Raw genomic sequence first — 24532 nt, 5'->3', positions numbered from 1 at the left:
GAACAGAGCGGGTGCCTCGGGAGCGTCGCCAGACTGTCGGCACGGCGGCGTTACTCGTCGTCGCCCTCCTCGGGCTCGGACTCCATGTCTTTCGCCAGACCGAGCGCCTCGGTGACCCACCTGTCGAACTCGATCGACGCACGCACCCAGCTCACCGTGCTGGCCACGAAATGCTCCAGCCCGACGCCGCCGCCGATCAGCATCTGGGTCTCACCGATCAGGCGGACCGAGCCGTCGTCGTGGGTGTGGGTGTAGACCTTGGGCCACAGCGTGCGGCTGTTCCAGTCGTCGACCGTCGCGTACAGTCGCGGCTTGTCGTCGATGCTGTACGGACGGTCGTAAAAGGTGCGGACCGAATAGACCTGCTGGTCCCCCTCGCCGCGGAACATGAAGTACGTGCGGAACTCCTCCCAGGGCGCCGCAAGGTCACCCTCCTCATCCACGACGAACCTCAGCTCCATCTGTTCCAGCAGCTGCTTGACCACATCCTGGTCAGGCAGGATCACCGCCTCGGCGGTGCTGGACGGGTTGGGCTCCGGCTGACCCTCTGAATTCGGCCTCGAGGACGGATCGATGCTCACCGGGAAGATCCTTTCATACGTTTCCGCCATCCTCCCCCATGCCGGACGGTGAGCGACGGGCCGGCCTGGAACGCACGCGTGAACTGCCTGTCGCCGTCACCTGCGCTCACGAAGGAAGGCGGGGATGTCGGCGCGGGTCGGGTAGTTCGGCAGGGGTGCGGGCTTGTCCTGCAGGAACGCGGTGATGACGGCGCAGGCTCGTTCGTTGTTGTCGTCGAGGCCGTTCCAGATGCGGTGTCCGACGCCGGGCATGTACTGGGTGCGCTGGATGGCGAGGTCGTCGGCCAGGACGGTCGTCGCCCATTGACGGACCTGCGATGAGCACTCGGCGATCATCAGCATCGCGGGGGTGCGGGAGCGCTTCAACTGCGGGGCGATGGAGGGGGAATCCTTGAGCGTCTGCTGGATGTTGAGGCTCGCGGCCGGGCTGAAGGAGAAGTTCTGCGTCGTGTCCTCGATGGGGATGCGGTGCGCGTCCGGCGCGCAGTAGGCCGAGGCGGTGTCGCTGCCGAGGTCTGCGGCTCTGAAGGCGTTGACCCCTTCGGCCTGCTCGATCAGGTCGGTGTCGGGTGCGAGAAGGCCGAGTTGCATGAAACCGAGTGCGACGGCGTACCTGGGGACACGCGTGGACCGCGGGCCGGACATGGCCGGCGCGAGGTCGCGCGCGGAGGGCCGTCCCCGGTGCCCGCTGATCCGCGTGGTGGGGCCGTCCATCGGGCCGGGCTCGGCGATGACCGCTCGGTGCACCTGGGCGGCGACGCGCGGGGCGGCCAGGGCTCGGGTGAGCACGACCCCGCCGAAGGAGAATCCGAGGACGTCGACCCGGCCCTTGTCCAGGCGGTCGATGAAGGCGGCGAGGTCGCGGACGGATCTGGAGATGGAGTACTGGTCCATGGGCAGCAGGTCGCTCCGTCCGCCGCCGGCGTGCTCATAGGCATAGACGTCGTGGCCCTGCCGTGCCAGGAGTTGCAGGAACCGGTGGTCGATCACGGAGATGCCGCGGACGGGGCCACCGTGGAGGTACACCAAGGGCACGGGTTGCCGGGTGACGTCGCGGGCGGGCGGGTAGTGGTAGACCGCGACCCGGCTTCCCGTGGCCAGGCTCCAATGCTGCGTCGCCACGAACGGGAGGTCTGGCGGGTATCGCCGTTTCGTGGGCACTGTGGGGACGCAGACCGACGCCGTGAGCGCCGCGGCGACGATCACCGGGAGAAGCGGCCCTAACCGGCCCGGCCAGGTACGGCGGCGGCCCCGCCACAGTGCGGCGGCGACTCCGGCTCCGAGGGTGGTCAGCCATGCGGCGAGCCCGGAGCGCGCCCCGTCCGTCAGGACGAGCAGTGCGAGAAACAGGCCGGCCAGTCCGGCGACTGCAGCCGCGGCCACGATCAGCCGACCGATGAAGCGGACAAGACGGAGAAGAAATTCGGGCATCACGGTCCCTGCGCCAGTTTCCAAACGTTGTTTCAAAACAACGTTAGCATTTGGAGTAGACTGCTCGTCGTGGGCAGGCCGAGAACGAACGACGACACCGTCAAGGACCGCCTCCTGGAGTCCGCAACGGAGATGTTCGCCACCCGTCCACGGGAGTCGGTCACCATCCGCGCCTTGGCCGCCGCCGCCGGAACCTCGACCGCGGCGGTGTACACGCTGTTCGACAGCAAGGACGTGCTGATCGCCGAGGTGCGCAACCGTGCGGTCGCCGGGCTGTTCCAGGACCTGTCGGCGGTGCCGGCCTCCGACGATCCCCTCGCCGACCTCTACGCGCTCGCCGCGGCGTACCGGCGCTGGGGGCGCGAGCACAACCACCTCTACGCGGTGTTGTTCGGTGGCGTGCAGCGCTTCGACCCGTCGGGCGAGGTGGGGCCCGGCGACCCCGTCCGGCCACTCATCGAAGCGATCAACCGCGCCTTGTCGGCGTCCGTGCTCGTCGGCGACGCGACCTCCATCGCTCTCTCGCTCTGGGTGACCCTGCACGGGCTTGTCACCCTCGAACTGGCCGGGGCACTCGACACCGCCACGGCCGAGACCACATTCCGATCGACCATCCTCGCCACGCTGCGCGGCTGGACCAGCCTGCCCCTCGGATCGAGTCCTGGTCAGGCGCCGTGATCCGGGAGGACGTTCTGCTCGAGTACCGCGTCTTGGACTGACCGCGAATCCCCGCCCAGCCGGGAGGCCGGTGCCGCGCCAGGCGACGTTCGCCTCGTTCAGCAGCGAAAATCCGATGCGGGCGTCGCTCATTCGCGGCCATGATGAGGATCATGAGTGTGCGCATCGACGATCCTGCTCGGCTCGGGGAGAGCCGGCTCCCAGACGGACGGCTGCTTGGCTGGGCCGAGTGGGGGCCGCCGGACGGCATTCCGGTGTTGCTGTGCCCGGGGGCGGCCACGAGCCGGTGGCTCGGCTTCGGCGCTGATGTCGTCGACGCGCTCGGAGTGCGGCTTGTCTCCGTAGACCGCCCGGGACTCGGCACCTCGACACCTGCGCCGGGCCGGACGTTCGCCGACTTCGTCGACGACATCCGCCATCTCGCCGCGCTGCGCGGGTTGGGGTCGCCGGCGTTGATCGGCAACTCGCAAGGCGCGCCGTTCGCGCTCGCGTGCGCCGTGGAGGGTGTCGCTGCCAGATTGGCCATCGTGTCCGCCGCGGACGAGGTCGCCGCACCGGAGTTCGCCGGGGCCCTGCCTACTGAGCTGCGCGAGCTCGTCGACAAGGTCGCCTGCGACCCGGCCGGGGCGGAGAAGTTCTTCGCCGCTTTCAGTGCGGGCGCGATGTGGGACATGGTCATGGGTGGGAGTCCAGAGTCTGACCTGGCGGTATATCTGGATCCTGCGTTCGAGGCCGCCTACCGCCGGGCTCTGAACGAAGGGTTCACCCAGGGCTCGGCCGGCTATGCCCGTGACGCCGTCCTCGCCATGGGGCGATGGCCGTTCGACCTTGCGAAGATCACCGTTCCGGTCGACGTCTGGTACGGCGAGCAGGACATCAGCCACTCGCCGGACAACGGAGCGACACTTGCTGCCCGGATTCCGGGCGCCGTCCGGCACCTCGTGCCAGAGATCGGTGGCGCGGTCCTGTGGACCCACGCCGAGCCGATCCTCCGCTCCCTGACCGGAAGATGATCACGCGCGGATGCTCGGACGCTGGAGGCGGATCCGGCCACCGGCCGCAGCGGCCATGACCGGGCCAAGAAGAGCGCGCCGTGGACCACGGTGACCAAGCTGTGCCTGCGGCAGTCTGGCCTGGCTGGCATGGCGGTGGCTAGGGAAGCGTGGTTCAAGGGCGCACCCGCCTCCCTCGCGGCCGAGCGGTGGAATGATCTCCGTGTCGGCTCCATGAGGGCGCGTTCAGCAGAGCGTTGCGGTCACCTGGGACTTAACGTCGACCGAGGTGGGGCTGATGCTATAGGTCACCCGTTGTACGCGTGCGTTGAAGGCGTAGTCGGCCCGCCCTTGGCAGGTGAAGCTCACGAGCCACGGCCTGACCGTCGTCCCGGCGTCCTGCTGATTGACGGCCTGAAAGGGTCCTGAATTGAGCGTCGCGGTGCCTTTGCGGAGGACGTAGGTACCTTCGACGATGCACTGGCGACGCTCGACGCCAACCAGGGTCCGGCGTACGCAGGTGGGAGGTTCCACAGAGGCGACGGGAGCGGGAGAGTCCGTGACGCAGATGTTCCACTGAACCTCGGTGCCAGAAAAGACGATCGACGCGGTCTTGCACTGTGACGTAGCGTGTGCCACCCCCAGTCCGGTGGCCGTGGTTGCCGGTAGAAGGAGGAGGACCAGGGCGGCGCCAGCGAGATGTGCTTTCGGTCTACGCATGCGGGCCACCTTTCGTCATGTAACGCTTCGAAGCCAATCATAAGCAGAGAGTGTTGACCCTAGGCTGACTTCCGCCCGCCTGCTCATGGGTCCCTCTCTTCGCAGGCTGTCCTTGCATGGGAAAGCTGAGGTGAGGCAGGTCAAAGAGCATTCCGCTCAACACACCTGTCATGTTCCTGGCGGAGCCATCGCATCACCGCGTTCCCAGACGTGGTTCTTGATCAGGCGGCCCGACCTTGGCCGGGCCCTTGGGGTAAGGGAACGGTCGAGGCGGGTCAACCTGGCAGTCCGATCAGTCCCCAGCCGCGACGGTTGGCTTCGCCTACCACTTCTCCCCAATCGCTGAGCAGGTCGGCGAACTCCTCGAAGTTCTTGATCCAGTGTCCTGAGGGGCGCGCGGCGTACAGGGCGAATGGCTCACGAAGTTCCTCAAGGTGCGGCGCCGCCTTGACCCAGGACTTGAAGAGGGTGGGTACTGCCGCCGGAGGGTAGGCGAGCGACACGCCTCGACTCCTGTTGATGTCAGCAGGGAACAGGTCGCCATGCACATGGACAGCATCGTTGGCGGGGTCAGGCCCGTACCAGAACAGCCCTGACAAGAATCCGTCCAGCGTCACGCGCAGATCCGGATCGGCAAAGCCCCGGATCTTCTCCCAGGCTTGGCCGGCCCAAAAATGCGCCTTGAACGAACCTAGCGTGCGGAAGAACTCGTACCTCGCGAACCATGGTGCGCCCAACACCGAGGGCCACACCCACCCGCGCTCGGGAACCTCGAGGTCCGAATCATCATCCGGGCATGCTACGTCCATGAGTAGCTCCATGCGCTGGTCGGGTGGGGCCTCCTTGACGTGCGCCCAGTCGACGATGAGGACCGTAATGTCCAATCCCATATGGGAAGGCTAGGGCCCAAGCGTGATCAACATGACGTAGAGCGCCTGTCTCGCGCGACCGCATACCGCAGGATTCCCCTGGACCCTGGTGCTGCTGATTGCCGGGCCGACCACACGGCAAGGCCCTGTTTGCATGCTACGGTCGCGACATGAAAGAGCCGATCCCGATCTCCTCGGATACTGCCCGTAATCGGCGAAGGATTCGGTACGCGGATATCACAGGCGTGTCTGCAGCACTCAACTAGGAGACGAGTTGGGTAGACGGCGGCCATGAGGCTTGGCGTGGCTCACGATCGCGGGTTCGCGTAAGGAGCGTCGCGCTGACCTGCGGGTTCCCGGATTTCCAACGCGGATTTGCGCACCCAGAATGGCCCGTGGAGTTGGCCGGTGCCGTATGTCAGGACGGTGAAGACGAGGGCGGGTGCGACGGCAGCCCAGGTTGTGTACGAGCCACCTCGTGTCAGAAGCCGCGGACGCGGGTGAGGTGGATCCGGACCGGGACCGAAGAACCTCTTCGCGAACTTCACGGCGCCACCGAACCGCGCGTCGATGGCCTCGCCATACTTCTCCAGCCACGCGGGGTTGTCGGGCATCGCCGGGTGGTCGTCCAGGATCTCGGCGGTGCCGATGAGTACGACGATATCGTCGCCGCCGTTGCTGTCGAAGTTGAGCGAGACCAGCGGCTGCCGCCGGATGGCCGCAAGCCGCCTGGCCCCGCCTGACTGTAGGTCAGCAGGCTGTCGCCGCCGGGTCAGCCGGAAAGGGGCAATGGCCTGGCCACAGAACCTAGCGTGCTGGTTCGGGATCGGCTGGGAAGAGGGGGCGGTCAGGGGCGGGCAGCCACTGGCTCCGCGTGGTGAAGGGGCGGTAGCGGTCCTTCGCGTAGGCGATGAGCAGCGGCAGCGACGGGTGGCGGTTCGCCTCGTGCCACATGAGGGACCAGGGGTACACCGGCATGGGGTCGGTGACCGGGATCTCGACGACGCCGGGAGACATCGGGTACTGCCTCTTGTTGCCGAACGTGATGAGATCCGGTGAGGCTGCGACCCTCTCCATGATGTGGTCACGGCCGAAGAACGGGCCGGAACTGTCGATCCGCACGCCGAACTCGGCGCTGAGGAGGCGGTAGTAGTCCGCCCACTCGCTGTCGCGGGCGTTGCCCGGCATCCACGCCGTCAGGCCCGACAGTTCCGCCATCCGCACGCGCCTGCGCCTCGCGAGCCGGTGCCGGCGGCTGACCAGGATGGGGATCGGCTCCAGGCAGGCCGGGGCGCGCTCGATCCCTGGGGGCACCTCCCCCGTGGTGCGGCCGAACGCCGCGTCGACCGAGCCGTCGGTGAGCGCCGTCGCAGGTGAGACGGCGCCCTTGGAGACGACGATGTCGACGTCGACGTCGCTGTCCTCGTAGAAGGCCCGGACCAGGTCGATCGGTGCCGCGTCGCGGCCGAGCACGTCGATGCGCAGTGGGCGGCGGCGCGCGCGGAGCATCGCGGCAGCCTGGTCGGCGAGGCTGATCAGCGCCCGGGCGTGCGGGAGGAAGGCCGCGCCGTCCTCGGTCGGCTTGACCCCGGCGCGGGACCGGATCAGCAGGGGGACGCCCAGGTCGGATTCCAGCCTGGCGATTCGTTTGGACACGGCCTGCTGGCTCATGCCCACGCGGGCGGCCGCCTCGGTGAAATGCCCGTCGTCGACGACGGCGAGGAAGGTCCTGACGGCACCGAGGTCCAGCTCCATGAACAACTCCCGGTTGTTTTCCGTTGACGTGTCGGCTGTTGGACACCACCCTGACAGCCTTTGGTTTGAGGAGCGGCGCCAAGGGACTCCAGAACAACTGCAAGGAGTATAAGTGGCAGGCCTTGTCAGACGGCTGTGTCCTGCTCAGGTGCTCAGGTGCCGCCGCCGGCGCGACCGTGTTCCTGTCCGTTGCGAGCAGGCCTGCTCCTGCGCCTGGGATCACGATGGGAACGGCGGCGGGCCTGTGCCCGTTGCCCGTCGGCCAGCCGGGCGGAGAGCCAGGTCCGGAGGGGGTGCGGGCGTGACGACCATGCCGCTCTACAGCGGGAACTGCTAGGAGAAGGCGGCCAGCGCGATGCGGAGGGTTCGCTGGTTCTGCCCGGAGGCCTTGGCGTCGGTGGAGTTGACCGAGTAGACCAGGGTGCGGCTCAGATCGCGGGTCGCGCCGACCCCCGCGGCATACCCGTAGCGGGCGCCGGTCTTGCCATAGGCGACGATCCCGCCCGGCAGCACGAGCCTCGTCATGCCGGAGGTGTAGCTGGCCGGCTGGTTGCCGCACTTGTCGTGCATCATCACCTCCGGCACGGTGAACATCGGCTCCAGTTGCGCGGGCGGCACGACCTTGCCCGAGAACAGCGCCTTGACGAACTTCTCCAGGTCCGCAGCCGTGGCGATGAGATCGCCCGAGGCCCAGGTCGAGGTGACGCTGGTGGCGGTCATGTCGACCACGTGGCCGTCACCGTAGGCGATGGCGTTTTCGAAGCCCGCGGGCACCACCTGGTAGCCCTTGTGGCGCGGGCCGCGGATGCGCGGCGAGGCGCCGGGCAGGTAGCTGTCGCGCATGCCGACCGGGCGCAAGATCCTGGCCGTGACCTCGTGCTCATACGAGCGTCCCGTGACCTTCTCGATCAGCATGCCGGCCACGAACGTGTTGATGTTGAGGTAGTGCTGCCGGGTGCCGGGCCGGAACTCGATCGGGTTCCGCACGGCCAGGGCGACGTACTCCTCCGGCGTCCAGGTCTTGAACCGGGTCTGGTAGACCCAGTCGAACGTCTCGGGCAGGGTGGGCGCCGGCAGCCCGCTGGTGTGGTTGAGCAGCTGGCCGACCTGCACCTTGGGGTAGGAGTCGGGCAGCAGGCCGGGCAGGTGGTCCTGGACCGCGTCGTCGAGCGAGATCCTGCCCTCGGCCACGAGCTGCAGCACCACCGCGGTGGTGAACATCTTGGTCACGCTGCCTGCCCGGAAGCGTACGCGCTCCGACGCCTTGCGCTGGGTGGTGAGGTCGGCCACGCCGGTCGTGCCCTTCCACGAGCCCTTGCCGCCGCCGACTCGGACGATCGCGGCGGTGGCGTCGGCGGCGGGCAGGCCCGCGATGGACTGCTGCAGCGCCGCGCTGTTGATCGGCGGGATGGACGCGTCCGGGTCGGGCTGGATGACAACCGGCGGTGGGCAGGGGGTCGGCGTGGGTGCCAGGCTCGGCGTGGCCGCCTGCGCGGGCGTGGCCGTGAGGAGGGTGGCGAGGGCGAGACAGGCGGCTGCCAGCTTCATCGGGATATCTCCAGGTGAGAGAGGTTCTGCTGGGATGCGCCCATCCTGTCGATCACGCGACGGCAGCGGATCGCCGGTGCGACGGATTCGCACTCACTCCTACGAGGGAGTCCCAGGATCACCGGTACCGGCGATGCCCGCGGGCCTCCGGCGAGCCGAGGATTCTCCCCATGAAACTTCGCTTCGCCTTCATCGCCGCACCGCTGCTCGTCTTCGCCTACGGCGTGATCCGCATCCTTGACGGCCTCGACGGCAGCAGGGGTCCGGGCATCGCGTGGACGACCGGCCATCTCGCGTTCATGGCGGCTCTTGTCCTCTTCGTTCCTACCTTCTGGCGGTTGCGGCACCTGGCCGGACGCACCGCCCTGGCCACCGCGAGCGCGGTGGCCGGGACCGCCGGCATCGTGGCGTTGCTCGCGCAGTTCGCGATCGACGTCGTCGTCGGGTTCATGGCGGCCGACCACGACGCGATGGGGCCGCTGTTCGACCAGGTGCAGGCCGTGCCCGGGGTGCAGCTCGCCGTCTACGACGCGGGCCCGTACCTGTTCTACGTGGCGCAGCTCGCGCTCGTCGTCCACTGCGCCCTCCGCAAGGAGGTCAAGGTGGTCAAGGCCTGGACGCCGGTCCTGGTGCTGATCGACCTCATGCTCCCGCTCATCGACAAGGACTTCATCCCGGTCGGCGCGATCTTCCTGCTGGTGTCGTTCTGGCCGCTGGCCCGGCGTGACGTGGCCGCCGCCCGGCGTGCGCTCATCCATGCGTGAGGCACAATGGCACACCGTGTCTGATTTGACGTTGGTCGACGTCGCTCGCCGACGGCTCCAGGCGCTGCCGCACCTGTGGGTGGACGGGGTGCTCGCCGGAGTGATCACGGTGATCCAGCTGTGGCCGCTGATCTCCTCGGCGAGCTCGACGGGACGGCCGTGGCATTGGTGGGGGTACGTGGTCGCGGTCGGCGCCTCGGTCCCTCTGGTGTGGCGGCGGCGGGCCCCGGTGATCGTCCTGCTGGTCAGCCTGTGCACGAGCGAGCTCTACGACCTCGTCGGCAACGTCGCCCGACAGCCCATCTGGTACGGCCTTCTCGTCGTTTTCTACACGGTCGCCGCCTACAGCTCCCGGGCGTGGAGGATCGGCGTGCTCATGTTGACCTGCGTCGGGACCCTGGTGAGCGCCGGGTCGTGGGACACCTTCGTCCGCGGGACGGTGCAGGTCGTGGCCGCGTACGCCATCGGCCGGGCGGCAGCGACCTCCCGCGCCCACGCGGCCGCGCTGGAAGAACGTGCGGCCAGGCTGGAAAGGGAACGCCAGATGGAAGCCGAGCGCGCCGCCGAGCGCGAGCGGGCCAGGATCGCCCGCGACATGCACGACATCCTGGCCCACGCGGTCAGCCTGATGGTGGTGCAAGCCGAGGCCGGGCCCGTGGTGGTGCGGAGCAACCCGGCCAGGGCGGAGGCCGCGTTCGACGCGATCGCCGCCGCCGGGCGCGATGCGATGGTGCAGTTGCGTCGCCTGCTGGGCGTGCTGAAGGAGGACGCGCACACGCCGCGCGAACCACAACCCACGCTCCGCGACCTGCCCGCACTTGCCGATCAGGTCCACGGCACGGGCCTTGCCGTCGCCTTCGCAGAAACGGGCGAGCCTCGCCCGCTCGCGCCGGACAGCGCGGTGGCCGCCTATCGCATCACGCAGGAAGCGCTCACCAACGTCGTCAAGCACTCCGGCGCCGACCGCGCCGACATCCGGCTCACCTGGGAGGACGAAAACCTGATGATCGACATCAGCGACAACGGCACCGGCGGGAGCCGGGCGCTGCCCTCGGGCGGGAACGGGCTGATCGGCATCCGCGAGCGCGCCGCCGCCTGCGGAGGCGCCGCCACGGCGGGGCCGCGCCAGGACGGTCCGGGCTTCGTGGTGTCGGTACGGCTGCCGCTGGCGGCGTCATGAGCGTGCGCGTCGTCGTGGCCGACGATCAGGAGCTGGTCAGGGGCGGGTTCGCGATGATCCTGGACGCCCAGCCGGACATCGACGTGGTGGCCGAGGCGGGCGACGGGGCCGAGGCGGTGACCGCGGTCCGCGCACACTCCCCCGACGTGCTGCTGCTCGACATCCGCATGCCCAGGATGGACGGCATCGAGGCGGCCAGGATCGTGTGCGCGGAAAGCGCGTGCCGGGTGCTGATGCTGACCACGTTCGACCTGGACGACTATGTCTTCGACGCGCTGCGGGCCGGGGCGAGCGGCTTCCTGCTCAAGGACGTGCGCCGCGACGACCTGGTGAACGCGGTCCGGGTGGTGGCGGCCGGCGAGTCGCTGCTCGCCCCCGCCGTCACCGGGAAGCTGATCGCCGAGTTCACCAAGCGGCCGGCGGCCCCGCCTTCCGTCGCGACGCTGGAGGTGCTGACCGCCCGCGAGCGCGAGACGCTGCTGCTGATCGCGCGCGGCCTGTCCAACGCCGAGATCGCTCAGAGCATGGTGGTCAGCGAGCACACGGTGAAGACGCACGTCAGCAACGTGCTGAGCAAGCTGGGGCTGCGGGATCGGGTTCAGGCCGTCATCGCCGCCTACGAGTCGGGGCTGGCCGTGCCGGGAGCGTAACGCGCTTCCAGAGAGGTAGGGCAGCTGAGGGTGGGACGACCTGGAGGCGATGCGGCAGGTCGTCGAGCTAGTGGACGCCATGGGCGACAGGACGGACGACGACTGTCGGGCACGATGCTCAAGCGAACTAGCTGGTCAGAAGCTTGAAGATCGTTAAGGCACGTCAGGCGAGTAGGCTGACCGCGATCACCCGCGACGGTGAAGGAGTTGCTCGTGACCGCCGACCCCACGATGACCCGGATCGGCCAGGGGGTGGAGTTGCATCACCACCAAGGTCAGCGTGAAGCCGCTCGCGACTTGTTCGCGCAGATCTGGGACGACATCGGCGGTGAGCAAGGCGATCCGCTGCATGTATGCGTCCTTGCCCACTCGATGGCCGACGTGCAGGACGACGTGCACCAGGAGCTGATGTGGGATCTGCGAGCGCTTGCCGCCGCGGCCGTCTGCGCCGTGGAAGTCGCGCTGTCCGGCTGGGGAGTCGTCGGGACGGGCACCTTCCTGCGCCGGCATCCGGACGGCGCGGCGCGCGAGCGGGTGACGCGCCACGATGTGAAGGCCGGTGACCTGCGCGAGCCGGCGACGAGTGCGCGGCGGGTGTGGCCCCTGCTGTCCGGGCTCGCCAAGCCTCGTCGCAGATCGCCGGTCGGCGCGTCCTGCGGAGTCGGCCAGGCCGGTGGGTTCTTCGGGTCGGCAGGGCCTCGGCCGCGTGCCCTTGTGCGCCCGCAGTCACACGTGTCCGTCGGACTGCTCCGGGATCGCCTCGCCGTAGCACCAGCAGGCCGGCCACCAGCCGACCTCGCGCAGCGCACCGCGGCGGGAGCGGGCTCGAAGGTGAAGGCCCGCCGGCCCGGTATTGCCGCAGGTCACGCGCTGCGCGTGTGTATCACGTTGCCAGCGGGGCAGGGCTCTTGCCAACGATGGCGCGCTGGCGGCGGAAGGTGGCGATCCACGTGGCCTCGGGGTTCCGGTTGGAATGGCCGATCACAGAGGACCTCGTCACGCTGCGGGCGGCCGTGCGGGCGTTCGGCGCCGGTGCCGGCCTGACCGACCGGCGGCTGACGGATCTGGTGATCGCGGCGAGCGAGGCCGCCGCCACGGTGCTGGAACATGGTGGACACGGCTCTTTGATCGCATGGAGCGACCCGGGCGGGGTGAGCCTGGAGGTCGTCGACGCGACCGGCGCGTTGACCATGGCGTACTTGACCGTAGATCCTGATCCGGACCAGCTCACCGAGCGGGGCATCGCGTTCTGGCTGATGCGCCAGTTCTGTGACGAGATCAATCTCGACGACAGCGGCGGCATCACCCGGTTGCATCTGCGTTTTCACTATCGAGTCCGGCGAAACGGTGATCGTCGCTTGCCGGCGTGAGGACCGGGCAGGTGGTGGCTCGAAGCGGGGCACCATACGGAGGCCGAAGGGGCGGCTGGTCCGGTAGGCCACTGCGGACCCGATGTGATGTTGCCGAAGTGGCGCGCCTTGCGCCGTTCGTGGAGGAACTGCCCGCCCCGCTACGGCCCCTATCTCGTAGGTGTATTCGAGGGGTCGTCGCAACACGGTGAGCACTTACTGGCGGCGGCCAGCATAGCGAGCCGAGTGGGTTTCCGCAGTCCCGAGTTGCGGGGACTGCGGAAACCCATAGTCGGAGGTCAGCAGGTCGCCAACGTGGGTGACATGAAGCCGACCGAGATCGGGGAGGTTCGGTAGTCTCGGCTGATGGCGAAGATCTTGGTCACGGGGATGTCGGGCACCGGCAAGTCCACGGTGTTAGAGCCTGCTGACAAAGGATTTGGTCGCTGAGGCCGGGACAGGGATGCCCTGGTCGAGCCCCATCTTCGAGCGATACGCCCGGCGGCGGGCAAGATACGCGCGTACCCCGCAAAATCGGTTGCGCAGGTCGTCATGATGATGACATGACGTGGACAGCACCCGACGTAGAGCGGGGACCTCGGACGGACATGGCCTGTGGCGAACGCGAGATGCTGGATAACTGGTTGAAGCTCCGCCGGCTGTTCCTGCTGCGCAAATGCGCCGGCCTCACCGCCGAGCAACTGAAGACTGCCTCCGTGGAGCCGTCCAACCTGACGCTGCTCGGCCTCCTGCGACACATGACGGAAGTCGAGCGCTGGTGGTTCCGGGAGAAGTTCCTGCACGAAAACTTGCCCGAGCTGCACATCACGGAGGAGTACGAAGACGGCGACTTCGACCTGGTGGCCGACGCCGACGCCGAGGCCGACTACGCCGCCTTCCTCGCGGAGACGGCTGCCTGCGATGCCGCGGTTGCGGACATCGACCTCGAGGAGCTGGCCGACGACCCCCGGGCACCGACCGGCAAGGTCAGCCTCCGCTGGATCTACATCCACCTCCTGGAGGAGTACGCGCAGCACACCGGGCACGCCGACCTGATCCGAGAGCGCATCGATGGGGCCACGGGAGCATAGCGGCTCTCCCGGCATCACCCGTATCTAGGTCCTGCCACCTCACCGACGTACCCGCTGATCAGCTGAGCGGTGGTCAGCCGTAGCTCCAGGACGCCGAGCCGGCTGACGAAGGCTTAAGCGCTCGTGGGCATGCGACCGTAGAGGGCTGGCCCGATCTTGTTGATGGAGCCCTGGTGGGACCACTGGGACAGCTGGACGCGGAAGCTGTTGACGTTCTCGATTCCGAGGATGGCAGCCAGCTCGGTCCCTTTCCAGGCCCGCCAGGGCTGGCCGGCCAGAAGTTCCAGGACCCTCACAGTGGCCCGGCACGGCCCGGTCGTCAGCCTCGGCAGGGCGCTCGCTGATCATGACCATGGGTGTGCTGTAGCGGGGCTGGCGCTGCTGGGCCAGGCGGCGGGGCCGAGGACGGGCCGGGCGAAGGAGTAGGTGCCGATCACGTTGATGTGCTGGCGGACGAAGGGCGACAGCCGCGCAACGTCTTCCTCGGCCAGCGGATAGCCCTCGGCTTGGAGCTGATCGAGAGCCCGGCCCTCAACCGGGCCTTCCCCCACATCGCCCTCACCCTCGAGCGCTGCGATCCCCAAACCCGCGACTACCTGGCCAGACGCACCAGCGACGGCAAAAACCCGACGCGAAGCCATCCACGGCCTCAAGCGCTACCTCGCCCTCGAACACCCGTCACCCGCTGCGCGAGCCGCTTGACAAACATTGAAGCGTCACGCAATGGCCGTCCTCATTTCACGACGCAACCCCTGTGACCAGGTCAAACTCGTACACCACTTCCGTGGCCGCAACCTCAGGCTGTCACCCTGGAGAGCCGCACGGCGCGCGCCCTTCGGCCTTAAGGTCGCGGGCTAATTAGGACCTAAGGGCGCTGGTGCGTACGTACCACGCGAACGGCTGGACGGCGCATGCGCATACGAGCAGAGCAGGCTGGGTAGCGCGCTGCGAATGGGGTCAACTCCGGTATCCAGGCCGCGGCGCCGGCTCATCACTCTCCTCATAGCCGTTCTGCTGCTCGGCGTCACCGAGTCCATGATCGGGCCTTACCTCGTCCTGTTCGGCGCCGAACGACTGCGGTTGTCGGCACTGGAGATCGGTGTCTTCCTCTCACTGTCAGCACTCAGTGGCATGGTCGCCAGCGTCTGGCTCGGCGGCCGCTACGATCGCCGACCCGGCCGATGGCCGGCGGTGCTGGCCGCGTCGCTGGCCGGAACGGGATACCTGCTGCTCCTGGCTACCCCGCCCTATCCACTGCTGCTCCTCATCGGCGTAGTGTTCCTCGGCGCGGGCAGCGCGGTGTTCCCGCAACTCTTCGCCCTCGCCAAGAGCCACGCGGACGGAACGGCGGCCGCGTCCGGCAGTGGCACACCCGTCCTGCGCTCGGCGTGGTCACTCGCCTGGGCGATCGGCCCGCTGGCGGGTGGCGCGCTGCTGGCCGGGCCCGGCTACTCCGGAGTGCTCGCGGCCACGGCCTGCGGATTCTGCCTGGTGGTCGCGGCCGTGCTCGGACTCGATATCCGCCCGCCGGAAGTGCCGCGGCCTGTCGATGCGGGCAGAGACCGGCCGCTCTCCTCGCGAGCCGTCGCGCTGTCGATCGCCGGCTTCGCCCTGTTCCACGTCGCGATGTTCTCGGGCGCGGTGGCGCTGCCGCTCTATGTCACCGAGGTGCTGCACGGCTCGGCCGGCGCGGTGGGATGGATGTTCAGCGTCTGCGCGGCGGCGGAGATCCCCGCGGCACTCGCCCTGCTGCTGTTACCAAGCCGCTGGAGCAGAGACCGGGTGATCCTGATCGGCATGGGGCTCATGATCGTGTACTTCGCCCTCGTGGCGGCGTTCACCGGCATCGTGGCGCTGGTGCTCATTCACATCGCCCGAGGAGCGGCCATCGCCGTCGTGGGCGCGCTGGGCATCAGCCATATGCAGGACCTGATGCCGGCCGCCCCCGGACGGGCGACCACGTTGTTCGCCAATACCGCGACAGCCGGCTCGCTCGTGTCCGGCATCGCCGCCGGGGGCATCTCCCATGCCCTCGGCTACCGTGCGGCGCTCGTCTGCTGCGCCGTACTCAGTGCTGTGGCGTGGTTGCTGTTCCTCCTCGCACGGCGTCAGGCGCCAGTCGAGGCAGGCAAATTTGTCACCGAGCCGGTGTCGCACGCTGGGCGGGCCGCTGACAACGGACCGATGGGCTCGGATGGGTCTGGACGGTGGCGCTGATAGTTGACGGAGTGGGGCATGCTGCGCCGTACGCTGCACGTAACTAATGAGTATCTGTCCGACCCGGCCTACCGCCGCAAGATCGCTAGCCAGCTTCTTCGCGGCCCGCGCAGTTGCACGAGCTGGGCTGACGAGCCGACCTGGGTGAGCACGACGATGAGTTGGAGCAAGCCGTAGGCGGCCGTCATGGTCTCGTCATCGAACACGACGGTGCGCCCGCCAGCGGTCTCCAGTGCCGCGCTCACGTCCAGCCGTCCGTGCACCAGGACTCCCGGCCACGTGTCCCGGCGTCCAGGTCAGCAGGTCCAGGACCTCCAGGGGCTTCACGCTGGCACCGGCGCAGACAGCCTCGGCGGCCTCCAGGGTGCAGCCATCGGAGTGAACGGCGAGCCGGCGCAGCACCGCCTGCTCGGCTGCGGTGAGCAGTTCCCAGCTCCAGTCGATCATCGCGCGCAGTGTCTGCTGCCGGGCCGGGGCACCCCGATGGCCGCCGGTGAGCAGCCGCTCCCGGAGCGCCGGTCGGGATCAGCGGGCTCCAACTGCTCCAGGTCCAGGCCGGCCAACTCGGCACGGCGTCGCCCCGTACCGAGCAGCAGGTAGACGATGGCCCGGTCGCGCAGGGGCCGAGTGTGGGCGTGCAGGCGCGCGTCGACGCCGCGGTGAGGTGTCAGGGCTCCCAATCGGGGGGTGGGCGTTACGCCCCTTTCGAGATCGCCGAGCTCTGTCGGCGGTAAGCGCCGGGAGCGGTGCCGAAGTGCCGTTTGAAGGCGATGGCGAACGCGTACTCCGAGCCATAGCCCACTTTCCGCGCCACCGTCTCCAGCGGCTCATCGGACTCGCGGAGCGTCTGAGCCGCCGTGTTCATCCGCACCCAGGTGAGATAGCCGAGCGGCGGCTGGCCGACGAGTGTGGTGAAACGGCGGGCGAACGCGGATCGCGACAGCCCTGCCTCCGCGCCGAGGTCATGAACCGTCCATGACCGGCCGGGGTCGTTGTTGATGCGGCACAGCACGTGGCTGATCGCCCGATCGTTCAAGGCCGGTCCCCAGCCGGCTCCGGCGCCATGTTCTCTGTACCAGGCGCGTAGCGAGAACAGCAGCAGGGCGTCGAGCAACGAGCCGATCGCCGACTCCGTTCCGATGCCCGGCTTATCCAACTCCGCGCCGAGAAGGTCGATCACACTACGCAACGGCGGCTCGTGGCCCAGTTGGGCCGGAAGGTGAATGATGTCTGGCAGATCGTTGATGATCGGATGGCAGCGCTTGTCGTCAACGGGAAACGTTCCGCTCAGCATCACGGCGGTGACGGGCTGGCCGGAGGATCCCAGCAAGACCGTCTGCGGTTCGAGCCGGAATTCGTCTCCCCGCATGAGAGGGACATCTTCCAGCTCCGTACCGGGACTGTCGGCCAGGCCGTGACCGTGGCCGTTGGCGAGCAGCACAACGTCGCCCATCCCCAGCGCGACGGGATCGCCCGCGCCGGGAATCAGCGTGCAGGCCCCGCGCAGCATCACATGGAACGCCACGCCTGCGACGGGCTGGAGCCGGCCTCCCCACACACCATGCCCCGCGATGCGGGCGAACCGCGGTCGACCCGAGCGCATGGAATCGATCACTTGACTGAGCACGTCCACCAGCGCAGGCTACCTGAGTCCTTCGCCAGGCTATCAATGAGGACGATGGCGTATCCATGGAGGATTCTGACGCATGGACCGTCTCGGTGGCTCTCCGTACTCTGGCTGCGGCCGGCGCCAGAACGCCGGCCGCGCACAGTGAGCGAAGGGCGAAGTTATGATCAAGGTTGGTATCATCGTCGCGAGCACCCGGCCCGGCCGCGTCGGCGATGCGGTGGGCCGCTGGGTCCTCGACCGCGCGAAGAGGCAGGGCGGTGCGCAGTTCGAGCTGGTGGACCTCATGGACTATGACCTGCCGCAGCTCGATGAGCCGGTGCCCGCGCTGATGGCGGCAGGCTACAGCCGACCGCATACCAGCCGCTGGGCCGAGAAGGTCGCCTCGCTGGACGCCTTTGTCTTCGTGACTCCTGAGTACAACCACAGCTTTCCCGGCGTTTTGAAGAACGCGCTCGACTTCCTCTATCCCGAGTGGGTCAACAAGGCGGCGGGCTTCGTCGGATACGGCATGGAGGGCGCGGGCCGGGCCATCCAACACCTGCGCAGCACCATGGCCGCGCTCGGAATCGCCGACGTCCGCCACCACGTGGCGTTGCTGATGCACCACGACTTCGTCGACTTCACCGAGCTCAAGCCACAGGCCCACCAGGACGACGCGGTAAGCGCCATGCTGGAAGACGTCATCGCCTGGGGCCGCGCTCTTAGGCCCCTGCGCGACAGCTGACCACCGACAGCCGGCCACCGACGAACGGTTGGTTCTCTTGATGAGGCTCGTAGTCCTCCGCCAGATAGTCGCAGGTCACGAGGCACGGTCACGCGACATCGGGCAGCCGGTGTAGGCGATGATGAGGTCTCGTTTCTCCGCCTGCACGTGCTCATCTGGGCCAGTGTCGAAGCGCTCCACTTTTCCCCGATCAGGGCCAGGACCTCAGGCGGTGGACAGTCCTGGGCAGGGAGGGGCGGGTCCATCTGGTGCTGGGCCAGCTCAGCGTCGTCCAGGCGGCGCGCTGCTGCGCCGGCGGATGGCGTCGGGCTTGCGTGGGTCCTCGGGCTTGCGTGGGTCCTCGGGCTTGCGTAGGGTGCCGGTCACTCGTGATCCATTCAGCGACGCGGCGGGGTTTCGGTGGCGGCGGCATACTCGGCGCGCGGGTAGATGGCGAGAGCGTCACCTTCACCGGACCCAACGGCTTGCGGTTTGCGGCGAAGCGTCTGTCTGGCGCCGCGAGCGTTATCCCCGAAGCTCGGCATGCAGGTTAAAGGGAGAAATGCAGCGTGCATCAGAGTGACGAGCAAGCGGTCTTGGACCGGATCCGTCAGGGTCTCGTCTATACCGAGTCGGATGCGTCGTTTAAGGATTCTCAGCGACGTACCGATCTCATCTTCGAGTACAACCACACGCCCCCCAGAGAAACTGATAGGCGGAGGTCGCTACTCGTCGCGATCCTCGGGTCGGTCGGAGAGCGCGCCGTACTGCTGCCGCCCTTCCATGCCGGATTTGGAAGCAACGTCCATATCGGTAATGACTTCTTCGGTAACGTCAATCTCACATTCGTCGACGACGTGGACATCCGCATCGGTAACGGCGTCATGATTGCGCCAAGTGTGACGCTCACGACAACGGGGCACCCGGTGCATCCCGCGCGCCGGGTCGACTACGGCCGGTTCTCGGAACCAATTGTGATCGAAGACAAGGTCTGGATCGGCAGCAACGCCGTCGTCCTGCCAGGCGTCCGTATCGGCTACGGATCCGTCATCGGCGCGGGCAGCGTCGTCAGTCGCGATATCCCTCCGATGGTGGTCGCCGTCGGGACGCCCTGCCGGGTACTCCGACCCATCACAGATGACGATCTGACAACCCGGGCCGCGGTCGTCGGCTAGTTAACCCGGTGTGCGGGTTTCTCTGGCCAGCCAAGGGGACCCTCGTACGCTGCAGATGAAGCCGTCATCTCGCGTACGAGGGTCCTGCCATGGACATTACGACATTCGTCACCACGGTGTTCTGCCTCATCGACGATTGGCTCGGCGATCGACGCCTACGCCGGCGAGGGCCTCGGCCGACGCTGGCCGACAGCGAGGTACTGACCATCGAAAGCGTCGGGGAATTCCTCGGCATCGACACCGATCAAGGCCTGTACCAGCACTTCCGCCGGCACTGGGCGGCATGGTTCCCCGCTCTATGTCACGTGCACCGCACCACCTTCACCCCGCCAACCTGTGGCAGGTCAAGCAGAGCCTGCACCGGCATCTGCTCGACCAGCTCGACTTCGACGCGGCCCTGTCCCTAATGACAGCGTCACCATCCCCGTCTGCCGCTTCACTCGCGCCTACCGCTGCCGCCGGCTGCGCGAGGTGTCCGCCTGGAGCCGCGACGAAGTCGGTCAAGCAGACCTTCCTCGGGTTACGCGGTCACCTGCGGGTGTGCTGGCCCGGAGTGATCGTCGAAGCCCACCTGGCGCCCGCCAACATCGCCGATCAGGCCATCGCGCCCGACCTGCTGGACCTGTAGCTGCCGGTGCCCAGCGCGCTGGAGCAAGGCTGGCGGCCGTCATCGCGCGCTCGCCGTGCCCGCGCATCACCACCGTCGCTCTTCCGTACCATCACCCCTCATCCGGCGGGCAATCTGCTCCTTCAGCGCCTCCAGGTTCTCCAGCTCGCCCTGCTTGCCCAGGGAGGCACGTCGATCCACGCCTCGCCCTGAACCGGGGCTACTTGCCTTACATGCCTTAACGGCCTTCAAGCCGCTGACCAGCTAGTTCGCTTGACTACCCCAGATAACGATCGCCCCTTTTCTCTCCAGTTCCGCTCCCGAAGATGATCACCGGAAGCACGCTGTTACGCGCTCGCCATTAGTGCTTTTTGCCAGCATCACTGTCTGGGTGCTTCGATCGGGCATGCGCGATGATGACCGGCATGGACGCTCGTTTACTTGGTATCGCTGATCTGGTCGAAGCCCCGTCCGCGGCAGTCGTGGTCGACGTCATGCGTGCCTTCACAGTGGCTGCCTGGGCCTTCGGTCAGGGGGCGGAAAAGATCGTACTTGCTGAGTCGCTGGACGAAGCCCTGGCGCTGAAGGCTCGCCACCCGGATTGGGTGGCGCTCAAAGACGGTCCGCCGGCGACCGGGTTCGACGCCGTCAACTCGCCGGGCCTGCTGCGCTCTGTCGACCTTGGTGGGCGGACCGTTGTGCAGAAGACCACGGCAGGGACGGTCGGCGCCCTTGCCGTCAAAGAGGCGCCGCTGGTGATGTGCGCCAGCTTCGTGGTGGCGGAGGCAACGGCGCGGCTCTTGCGGAAACGCGAGTGCGGCAGCGTCACGTTCGTGGTCACCGGCGACGACGGGCGCGCCGATGAAGATCTGGCGTGCGCTGAGTACATCGCCCAGAGGGCCACCGGAGCCGGGGCGGATGCGGCTGAGTTCCTCCGGCGCGCCGGCGAGTCGCGCGCCGCCGCCGCGTTGGCGGAGGGCCTGCGCCAAGGAGCCCATCCTGATGACGTAGCACTCTGTCTTGAACTCGACCGGTTCCCCTTCGCCATGGTGGCGGCCTTGGAGGACTCGCTCATGGTCCTCCGCCCGTGCGCCGTACCCTCGCTGACCGACGAGGCTTCGAGCTGATCGCCGGTGAGGAGATGTTCAAGCTGAACGTGATCCGCGCGGTCGGCCTGCCGGAGGATCTGTTCGCGACGTCGCGCCCAAGGTGCTGGCGTGATCGCGGGCACCTGCGTCAACGACGGGGCAGGACCGGGGCCCGGCCACGCTCGCCGGTCGACGACGACACGAGAAGTCAGGGCACGATGACGGTCTTGCCGCGGGCGTGGCCGGAGCGGGCGCGAGCGACGGCGACGGGGGCGTCAGCCAGCGGGGACCTCGGCGGCTACGGTGACGCGGAGCGTGCCGGCGGGGGCGAGAGCGGCGAGGGCTTCCAGGTCGGCCGGGGTGGGGCTGTTGCCGAAGTTGGTGCCGCGGATCTCACGGACGGCCAGGGCATCGACCGGCGGCGTAATTGGTGTTGATGAGAGTGCCGCCGGGCACCAAGAGGCTCGCCAGGGCGTCGATGTCGCCGCCGGGGGTGGTGATCAGGTCCAGGACGGCGTGCGCCCTCGGGGTGGAGGGAGCGGACCTGTTCGGCGATGGTGTCGCCCGGCTGGAACCGGGTCACGCCGGGGCCGACGCGCTCGACCACGCCGGCGCCGTCAGCGCCCATGACGAGGGGAAAGGCGTGCACGACGGCGCCCTTGAGCGCGCCGTCGGCCACCTTCCAGTCGAAGGGGTTGAGTCCGGCGGCACGCAGGCGGACCAGCAGCTGGCCGGGTCCTGGGGCGGGTGTCGGCAGGTCGGCGAGCTTGGGTTCGGCTCCGAAGCCGGTTACGACGATGGCCTTCATGGCGGTGCCTCTTTTTTTGCTTGTTGCTTTTCAGACGGGAGTCGGTGGGCCGGGCGGGGTTCAGGGAGTGTCTGGGCCTGGTGCGGTGAGGTAGTGGGCGTAGACCAGGTCGCCGATCGCACGTGTTGCGGCCAGGCGCAGGGGACTCTCGGGGCCGTTGAGGAAACGACCGGGCCGACGAAGCGCGGCGTCGACGACGCGGAGTTCGTGCGCGAACGGTAGTTCTGTCGCGCACCGTGAGCTGCGCCCGCGGCAACGAAAGGGGGCGCTGTACTGTCAGGAACGCCGGAGAGGGGTACTTGGGCTGCCTCCCTGCAGTCCTTAGCCGAGGCGGTAGGCCCGGTCGAGCAGATATCGCTGCTCGACCTGGTTGCCGGTCAGGGCGGCTGCCTCGCGGTACAGTCGCGCCGCGCCGGCCGTGTCGCCGGTCATCTGGAGCAGGTGGGCGCGCACCGCGCGTTCCCGCTGCCGGGTCAGCGGTTCCTGATCCAGCCCGTAGCGGCGGTTGAGGTCGTCGAGCAGCGCCAGCCCTCGGCCCGGCCCGTACGCCTGGGCCACCGCCACCACGCGGCTCAGCCGCACCGGCGCGGTCGGGCTGAGCCGTTCCAGCCACAGGTACAGCGCCGCGATCTGCGGCCAGTCCGTCTGCTCCGGCGTCGCGGCTGTGGCGTGCACGGCCGCGATCGCGGCCTGCAGCTGGTACGGGCCCACCTCGCGCCGGCTCCAGACGGTGTCGATCAGCTCGGTGCCTTCGCGGATCAGGTCGGGATCCCACTGCGTCCGGTCCTGCTCCTCCAGCGGCACCAGCTCGTCATCGCCGCCGGTGCGGGCGGAGCGCCGTGACTCGGTCAGCAGCATCAGCGCGAGCAGACCGGTCACTTCGGGGTCGTCCGGCAGGGAGTCGCGGAGCATGCGAGCCAGCCGGATCGCCTCGCGGGTGAGGTCGACGCGGGCGAGTTCGTTGCCGGCGGAGGCCGTGTAGCCCTCGTTGAAGATCAGGTAGAGCACCTGCATCACGGCGGCCATCCGGCTGTCCCGGTCGGCGCCGGTCGGCGGGGTGAAGCGGGCACCGGCGCGGGCGAGCTGCTGCTTGGCGCGGCTGATCCGGGTGCCCATGGTGGGTTCGGCCGTGCCGAAGGCATGCGCGATCTCGGCGGTGGTCAGGCCGCCCACCGCCCGCAGCGTGAGCGCCACCTGGGAGGTGGCACTCAACGCGGGGTGGCAGCAGAGCAGGAGCAAGGCGAGGCTGTCGTCGGTCTCCTGCGGCGGGGGCGCCTGGCGGGCCGGTTCCCGCATGGCCAGCTCGGCGACGCCGGCCTCGTGCTCGCGGCGGCGCCGGGCCTGCTCGGAGCGGAGCAGGTCGACCATCCGCCGGTAGCCGATGCGGATCAGCCAGCTGCGCGGGTTGTCCGGCACGCCGTCGGCCGCCCAGGTCCGGCTCGCGGCCAGCAGCGCCTCCTGCACCGCGTCCTCTGCGACGTCGAAGTGGCCGAAGCGCCGCACCAGCGCACCGAGCACCTGCGGCGCCTCCGTGCGCAGCAGGTGCTCCACATCGCCGGAGCGGCCGATCATGCCGCGAAGTCGTCGCCCATGATCGGGCGGATCTCGATCGGCTCGCCCAGCACCTCGACGATCCGCGAGACGATTTCGACGGCGCGTTCCCTGCTGGCCACGTCGATCACGGCGAAGCTGGCCAGGACCTCCTTGAGCTCGGCGAACGGCCCGTCGGTCGCCACCACGCCGTCCGGGCTCCTGCGGACGGTGGTGCTGACCGCCGGATGGCCGAGGCCCTCGCTGCTGACGAACTCGCCGGTCTCGATCAGCTCCTGCTCGAACTTCTGGTACGCGGCGAACGCGGCCAGTGCCTCCTCGGACGGAGTGTCGGCGGTCGCGGCGTCCCAGGCGGCGGCCGGGGTGTAACTGAGCAACAGGTACTTCACTGTGATCCTCTTCTTGATCGTGCTGGGAAAGGGTACGCCCGGTCAGGCGGAGCGGCGCAGGGACAGTGCGAGGACGGTCGTCCAGGTGAAGGCGACCAGGCCGTTGACGGCGATCTGGATGCTCATGTGGTCCGGCGACACGGGCAGCAGCAGGACGAGCCCGGCGGCGCCGCTCAGCACGGCCGGCAGGACCGCCCGGCGGCGGGCGTACCGGACGGTCAGCACGATGGCGGCGACGGCCAGCGCGGTGAAGGAGACGGCGGCCGCGACCGAGTGCGCCACGCCGTGCCAGGACATCTGGGCGGCCGGTCCGTCGGGGGTGCCGGCGGGGAAGCCGTTCTCCGGATCCATGGTGAACAGGCCCGCGCAGACGAGCCCGGCGCCGAAGATCCCGACGAGGATCGGCAGCGCCCGCCTTCCGATCCCCTCGGTGAGGGTGCGCCTGACGCCCGCGGCCAGCGCCAGGCCGCCGAGGCCCGCGAGCACGAACGTGATGATCTGGATCCAGCCGAGGTCGCCGGTGGCGAGCTGGCTGATCGGGTGCCGGGTGATGTCGAAGCCCTCACGGGTGAGCATCTGAGCGATGGCCGAGGCGAAGAAGACCGGCCCGGCGAGGGCACCGGCGAGCAGCAGGCGGCCGGACGCGGCGGGAACGGCGAGAGTGGTGTGGACGGCGGGGGTGGCGGTGGCCATGACTTCCTCCTCGATGGTTGCTTGGCAGGACCCCTTCGGCGGGTTCCTGTCGCTACCTCGTAA

General features: G+C 68.5%; 26 protein-coding genes and 1 pseudogene. 12 read left to right on the top strand and 15 right to left on the bottom strand.

The window, feature by feature from the left end:
• Nucleotides 1–50: 50 nt before the first annotated feature.
• Both ACIBVN_RS17775 and ACIBVN_RS17770 read right to left on the bottom strand, forming a co-directional pair.
• Nucleotides 51–581 (bottom strand): YbjN domain-containing protein, encoded by a 531-nt coding sequence (locus ACIBVN_RS17775; protein WP_397137515.1) that lies wholly within the window; start codon nucleotides 579–581, stop codon nucleotides 51–53.
• A gap of 96 nt (nucleotides 582–677) precedes the next feature.
• Entirely contained in the window at nucleotides 678–2012 is a 1335-nt protein-coding gene (locus ACIBVN_RS17770; RefSeq protein ID WP_397137513.1) for an alpha/beta fold hydrolase, read from the bottom strand.
• 69 nt (nucleotides 2013–2081) lie between these two features.
• On the opposite strand from ACIBVN_RS17770, the gene ACIBVN_RS17765 reads away from it, so the two are divergent.
• A complete protein-coding gene (locus ACIBVN_RS17765; RefSeq protein ID WP_397137511.1) occupies nucleotides 2082–2690 on the top strand; it encodes a TetR/AcrR family transcriptional regulator in 609 nt (202 codons plus the stop codon).
• A 152-nt stretch (nucleotides 2691–2842) separates the two neighbouring features.
• Nucleotides 2843–3703 (top strand): alpha/beta fold hydrolase, encoded by an 861-nt coding sequence (locus tag ACIBVN_RS17760; RefSeq protein WP_397137509.1) that lies wholly within the window; start codon nucleotides 2843–2845, stop codon nucleotides 3701–3703.
• 225 nt (nucleotides 3704–3928) lie between these two features.
• On the opposite strand, the gene ACIBVN_RS17755 is transcribed toward ACIBVN_RS17760, so the two are convergent.
• The 4 genes from ACIBVN_RS17755 to ACIBVN_RS17740 all read right to left on the bottom strand — a co-directional run bounded on the left by ACIBVN_RS17755 (nucleotide 3929) and on the right by ACIBVN_RS17740 (nucleotide 8574).
• Nucleotides 3929–4216 (bottom strand): hypothetical protein, encoded by a 288-nt coding sequence (locus ACIBVN_RS17755; protein ID WP_397137507.1) that lies wholly within the window; start codon nucleotides 4214–4216, stop codon nucleotides 3929–3931.
• Nucleotides 4217–4677: 461 nt separating this feature from the next.
• Entirely contained in the window at nucleotides 4678–5292 is a 615-nt protein-coding gene (locus ACIBVN_RS17750; protein WP_397137505.1) for a hypothetical protein, read from the bottom strand.
• A gap of 786 nt (nucleotides 5293–6078) precedes the next feature.
• Nucleotides 6079–7026, bottom strand: coding sequence for a LysR family transcriptional regulator (locus tag ACIBVN_RS17745; RefSeq protein WP_397137503.1), 948 nt, complete (start codon nucleotides 7024–7026; stop codon nucleotides 6079–6081).
• A 333-nt stretch (nucleotides 7027–7359) separates the two neighbouring features.
• Entirely contained in the window at nucleotides 7360–8574 is a 1215-nt protein-coding gene (locus ACIBVN_RS17740; protein ID WP_397137501.1) for a serine hydrolase domain-containing protein, read from the bottom strand.
• Nucleotides 8575–8744: 170 nt separating this feature from the next.
• Here ACIBVN_RS17740 and ACIBVN_RS17735 point away from each other — a divergent pair, with 170 nt between their 5' ends.
• From ACIBVN_RS17735 to ACIBVN_RS17725, 3 genes are read left to right on the top strand one after another with little or no spacing between them, the layout of a single operon-like run.
• Nucleotides 8745–9338 (top strand): hypothetical protein, encoded by a 594-nt coding sequence (locus ACIBVN_RS17735; protein WP_397137499.1) that lies wholly within the window; start codon nucleotides 8745–8747, stop codon nucleotides 9336–9338.
• Nucleotides 9339–9354: 16 nt separating this feature from the next.
• A complete protein-coding gene (locus tag ACIBVN_RS17730; RefSeq protein WP_397137497.1) occupies nucleotides 9355–10518 on the top strand; it encodes a sensor histidine kinase in 1164 nt (387 codons plus the stop codon).
• Complete coding sequence (locus tag ACIBVN_RS17725) at nucleotides 10515–11168, top strand: response regulator (protein WP_397137495.1); 654 nt, start codon at nucleotides 10515–10517, stop codon at nucleotides 11166–11168. The genes ACIBVN_RS17730 and ACIBVN_RS17725 overlap by 4 nt, the downstream gene beginning before the upstream one ends.
• Nucleotides 11169–11354: 186 nt before the next feature.
• Here the strand turns inward: ACIBVN_RS17725 and ACIBVN_RS17720 are convergent, their stop codons facing one another.
• The gene (locus ACIBVN_RS17720; protein WP_397137493.1) at nucleotides 11355–11714 is read right to left on the bottom strand and encodes a hypothetical protein; all 360 of its coding nucleotides are present in this window, start codon (nucleotides 11712–11714) and stop codon (nucleotides 11355–11357) included.
• Nucleotides 11715–12085: 371 nt separating this feature from the next.
• Between ACIBVN_RS17720 and ACIBVN_RS17715 the strand changes: the two genes are divergently transcribed.
• Together ACIBVN_RS17715 and ACIBVN_RS17710 are read left to right on the top strand one after the other, a co-directional pair.
• Nucleotides 12086–12538 (top strand): ATP-binding protein, encoded by a 453-nt coding sequence (locus tag ACIBVN_RS17715; protein ID WP_397137491.1) that lies wholly within the window; start codon nucleotides 12086–12088, stop codon nucleotides 12536–12538.
• 542 nt (nucleotides 12539–13080) lie between these two features.
• On the top strand, nucleotides 13081–13608 hold the full coding sequence (locus ACIBVN_RS17710; protein ID WP_397137489.1) for a DinB family protein: 528 nt from the start codon (nucleotides 13081–13083) through the stop codon (nucleotides 13606–13608).
• 344 nt (nucleotides 13609–13952) lie between these two features.
• Here ACIBVN_RS17710 and ACIBVN_RS17705 read toward each other — a convergent pair whose 3' ends face one another.
• Nucleotides 13953–14249 carry a Tn3 family transposase gene (locus ACIBVN_RS17705; protein WP_397137487.1) on the bottom strand — a complete coding sequence of 99 codons (297 nt, stop codon included), beginning with the start codon at nucleotides 14247–14249 and terminating at the stop codon, nucleotides 13953–13955.
• Nucleotides 14250–14559: 310 nt separating this feature from the next.
• Here ACIBVN_RS17705 and ACIBVN_RS17700 point away from each other — a divergent pair, with 310 nt between their 5' ends.
• Nucleotides 14560–15825, top strand: a complete 1266-nt coding sequence (locus ACIBVN_RS17700; RefSeq protein WP_397137485.1) for a sugar efflux transporter — start codon at nucleotides 14560–14562, stop codon at nucleotides 15823–15825.
• Nucleotides 15826–16122: 297 nt separating this feature from the next.
• Here ACIBVN_RS17700 and ACIBVN_RS17695 read toward each other — a convergent pair.
• The 3 genes and pseudogenes from ACIBVN_RS17695 to ACIBVN_RS17685 all read right to left on the bottom strand — a co-directional run.
• Nucleotides 16123–16335 (bottom strand): annotated as a pseudogene (locus ACIBVN_RS17695) (hypothetical protein); the annotation flags it as partial.
• Nucleotides 16269–16505 carry a hypothetical protein gene (locus ACIBVN_RS17690; RefSeq protein ID WP_397137483.1) on the bottom strand — a complete coding sequence of 79 codons (237 nt, stop codon included), beginning with the start codon at nucleotides 16503–16505 and terminating at the stop codon, nucleotides 16269–16271. The pseudogene ACIBVN_RS17695 and the gene ACIBVN_RS17690, both read right to left, overlap by 67 nt.
• Nucleotides 16506–16519: 14 nt before the next feature.
• Nucleotides 16520–17458: an AraC family transcriptional regulator gene (locus ACIBVN_RS17685; RefSeq protein ID WP_397137481.1), complete on the bottom strand. Its 939-nt coding sequence runs from the start codon at nucleotides 17456–17458 to the stop codon at nucleotides 16520–16522.
• A gap of 157 nt (nucleotides 17459–17615) precedes the next feature.
• On the opposite strand from ACIBVN_RS17685, the gene ACIBVN_RS17680 reads away from it, so the two are divergent.
• The 4 genes from ACIBVN_RS17680 to ACIBVN_RS17665 all read left to right on the top strand — a co-directional run bounded on the left by ACIBVN_RS17680 (nucleotide 17616) and on the right by ACIBVN_RS17665 (nucleotide 21067).
• Nucleotides 17616–18179, top strand: a complete 564-nt coding sequence (locus ACIBVN_RS17680) for an NADPH-dependent FMN reductase (protein ID WP_397137479.1) — start codon at nucleotides 17616–17618, stop codon at nucleotides 18177–18179.
• A gap of 548 nt (nucleotides 18180–18727) precedes the next feature.
• The gene (locus ACIBVN_RS17675; protein ID WP_397137477.1) at nucleotides 18728–19333 is read left to right on the top strand and encodes a sugar O-acetyltransferase; all 606 of its coding nucleotides are present in this window, start codon (nucleotides 18728–18730) and stop codon (nucleotides 19331–19333) included.
• 298 nt (nucleotides 19334–19631) lie between these two features.
• Nucleotides 19632–19961: a hypothetical protein gene (locus ACIBVN_RS17670; RefSeq protein WP_397137475.1), complete on the top strand. Its 330-nt coding sequence runs from the start codon at nucleotides 19632–19634 to the stop codon at nucleotides 19959–19961.
• A 404-nt stretch (nucleotides 19962–20365) separates the two neighbouring features.
• On the top strand, nucleotides 20366–21067 hold the full coding sequence (locus ACIBVN_RS17665; RefSeq protein ID WP_397137473.1) for a 2-phosphosulfolactate phosphatase: 702 nt from the start codon (nucleotides 20366–20368) through the stop codon (nucleotides 21065–21067).
• A 259-nt stretch (nucleotides 21068–21326) separates the two neighbouring features.
• Here the strand turns inward: ACIBVN_RS17665 and ACIBVN_RS17660 are convergent, their stop codons facing one another.
• The 4 genes from ACIBVN_RS17660 to ACIBVN_RS17645 form a co-directional block, all read right to left on the bottom strand.
• On the bottom strand, nucleotides 21327–21836 hold the full coding sequence (locus ACIBVN_RS17660) for an alcohol dehydrogenase catalytic domain-containing protein (protein WP_397137471.1): 510 nt from the start codon (nucleotides 21834–21836) through the stop codon (nucleotides 21327–21329).
• Nucleotides 21837–22157: 321 nt separating this feature from the next.
• Nucleotides 22158–23408, bottom strand: coding sequence for an RNA polymerase sigma factor (locus ACIBVN_RS17655; RefSeq protein ID WP_397137469.1), 1251 nt, complete (start codon nucleotides 23406–23408; stop codon nucleotides 22158–22160).
• Entirely contained in the window at nucleotides 23405–23776 is a 372-nt protein-coding gene (locus ACIBVN_RS17650; RefSeq protein ID WP_397137467.1) for a YciI family protein, read from the bottom strand. The genes ACIBVN_RS17655 and ACIBVN_RS17650 overlap by 4 nt, the downstream gene beginning before the upstream one ends.
• Nucleotides 23777–23818: 42 nt before the next feature.
• Complete coding sequence (locus tag ACIBVN_RS17645) at nucleotides 23819–24469, bottom strand: DUF998 domain-containing protein (protein WP_397137465.1); 651 nt, start codon at nucleotides 24467–24469, stop codon at nucleotides 23819–23821.
• Nucleotides 24470–24532 lie beyond the last annotated feature (63 nt).

It is taken from the genome of Nonomuraea sp. NPDC049400, from assembly GCF_044466425.1.
In the GTDB taxonomy this organism is placed as follows: Bacteria; Actinomycetota; Actinomycetes; order Streptosporangiales; family Streptosporangiaceae; genus Nonomuraea.
Note: the sequence above shows the minus strand (reverse complement) of the source record. Positions and strands in the feature narration are given on the sequence as shown.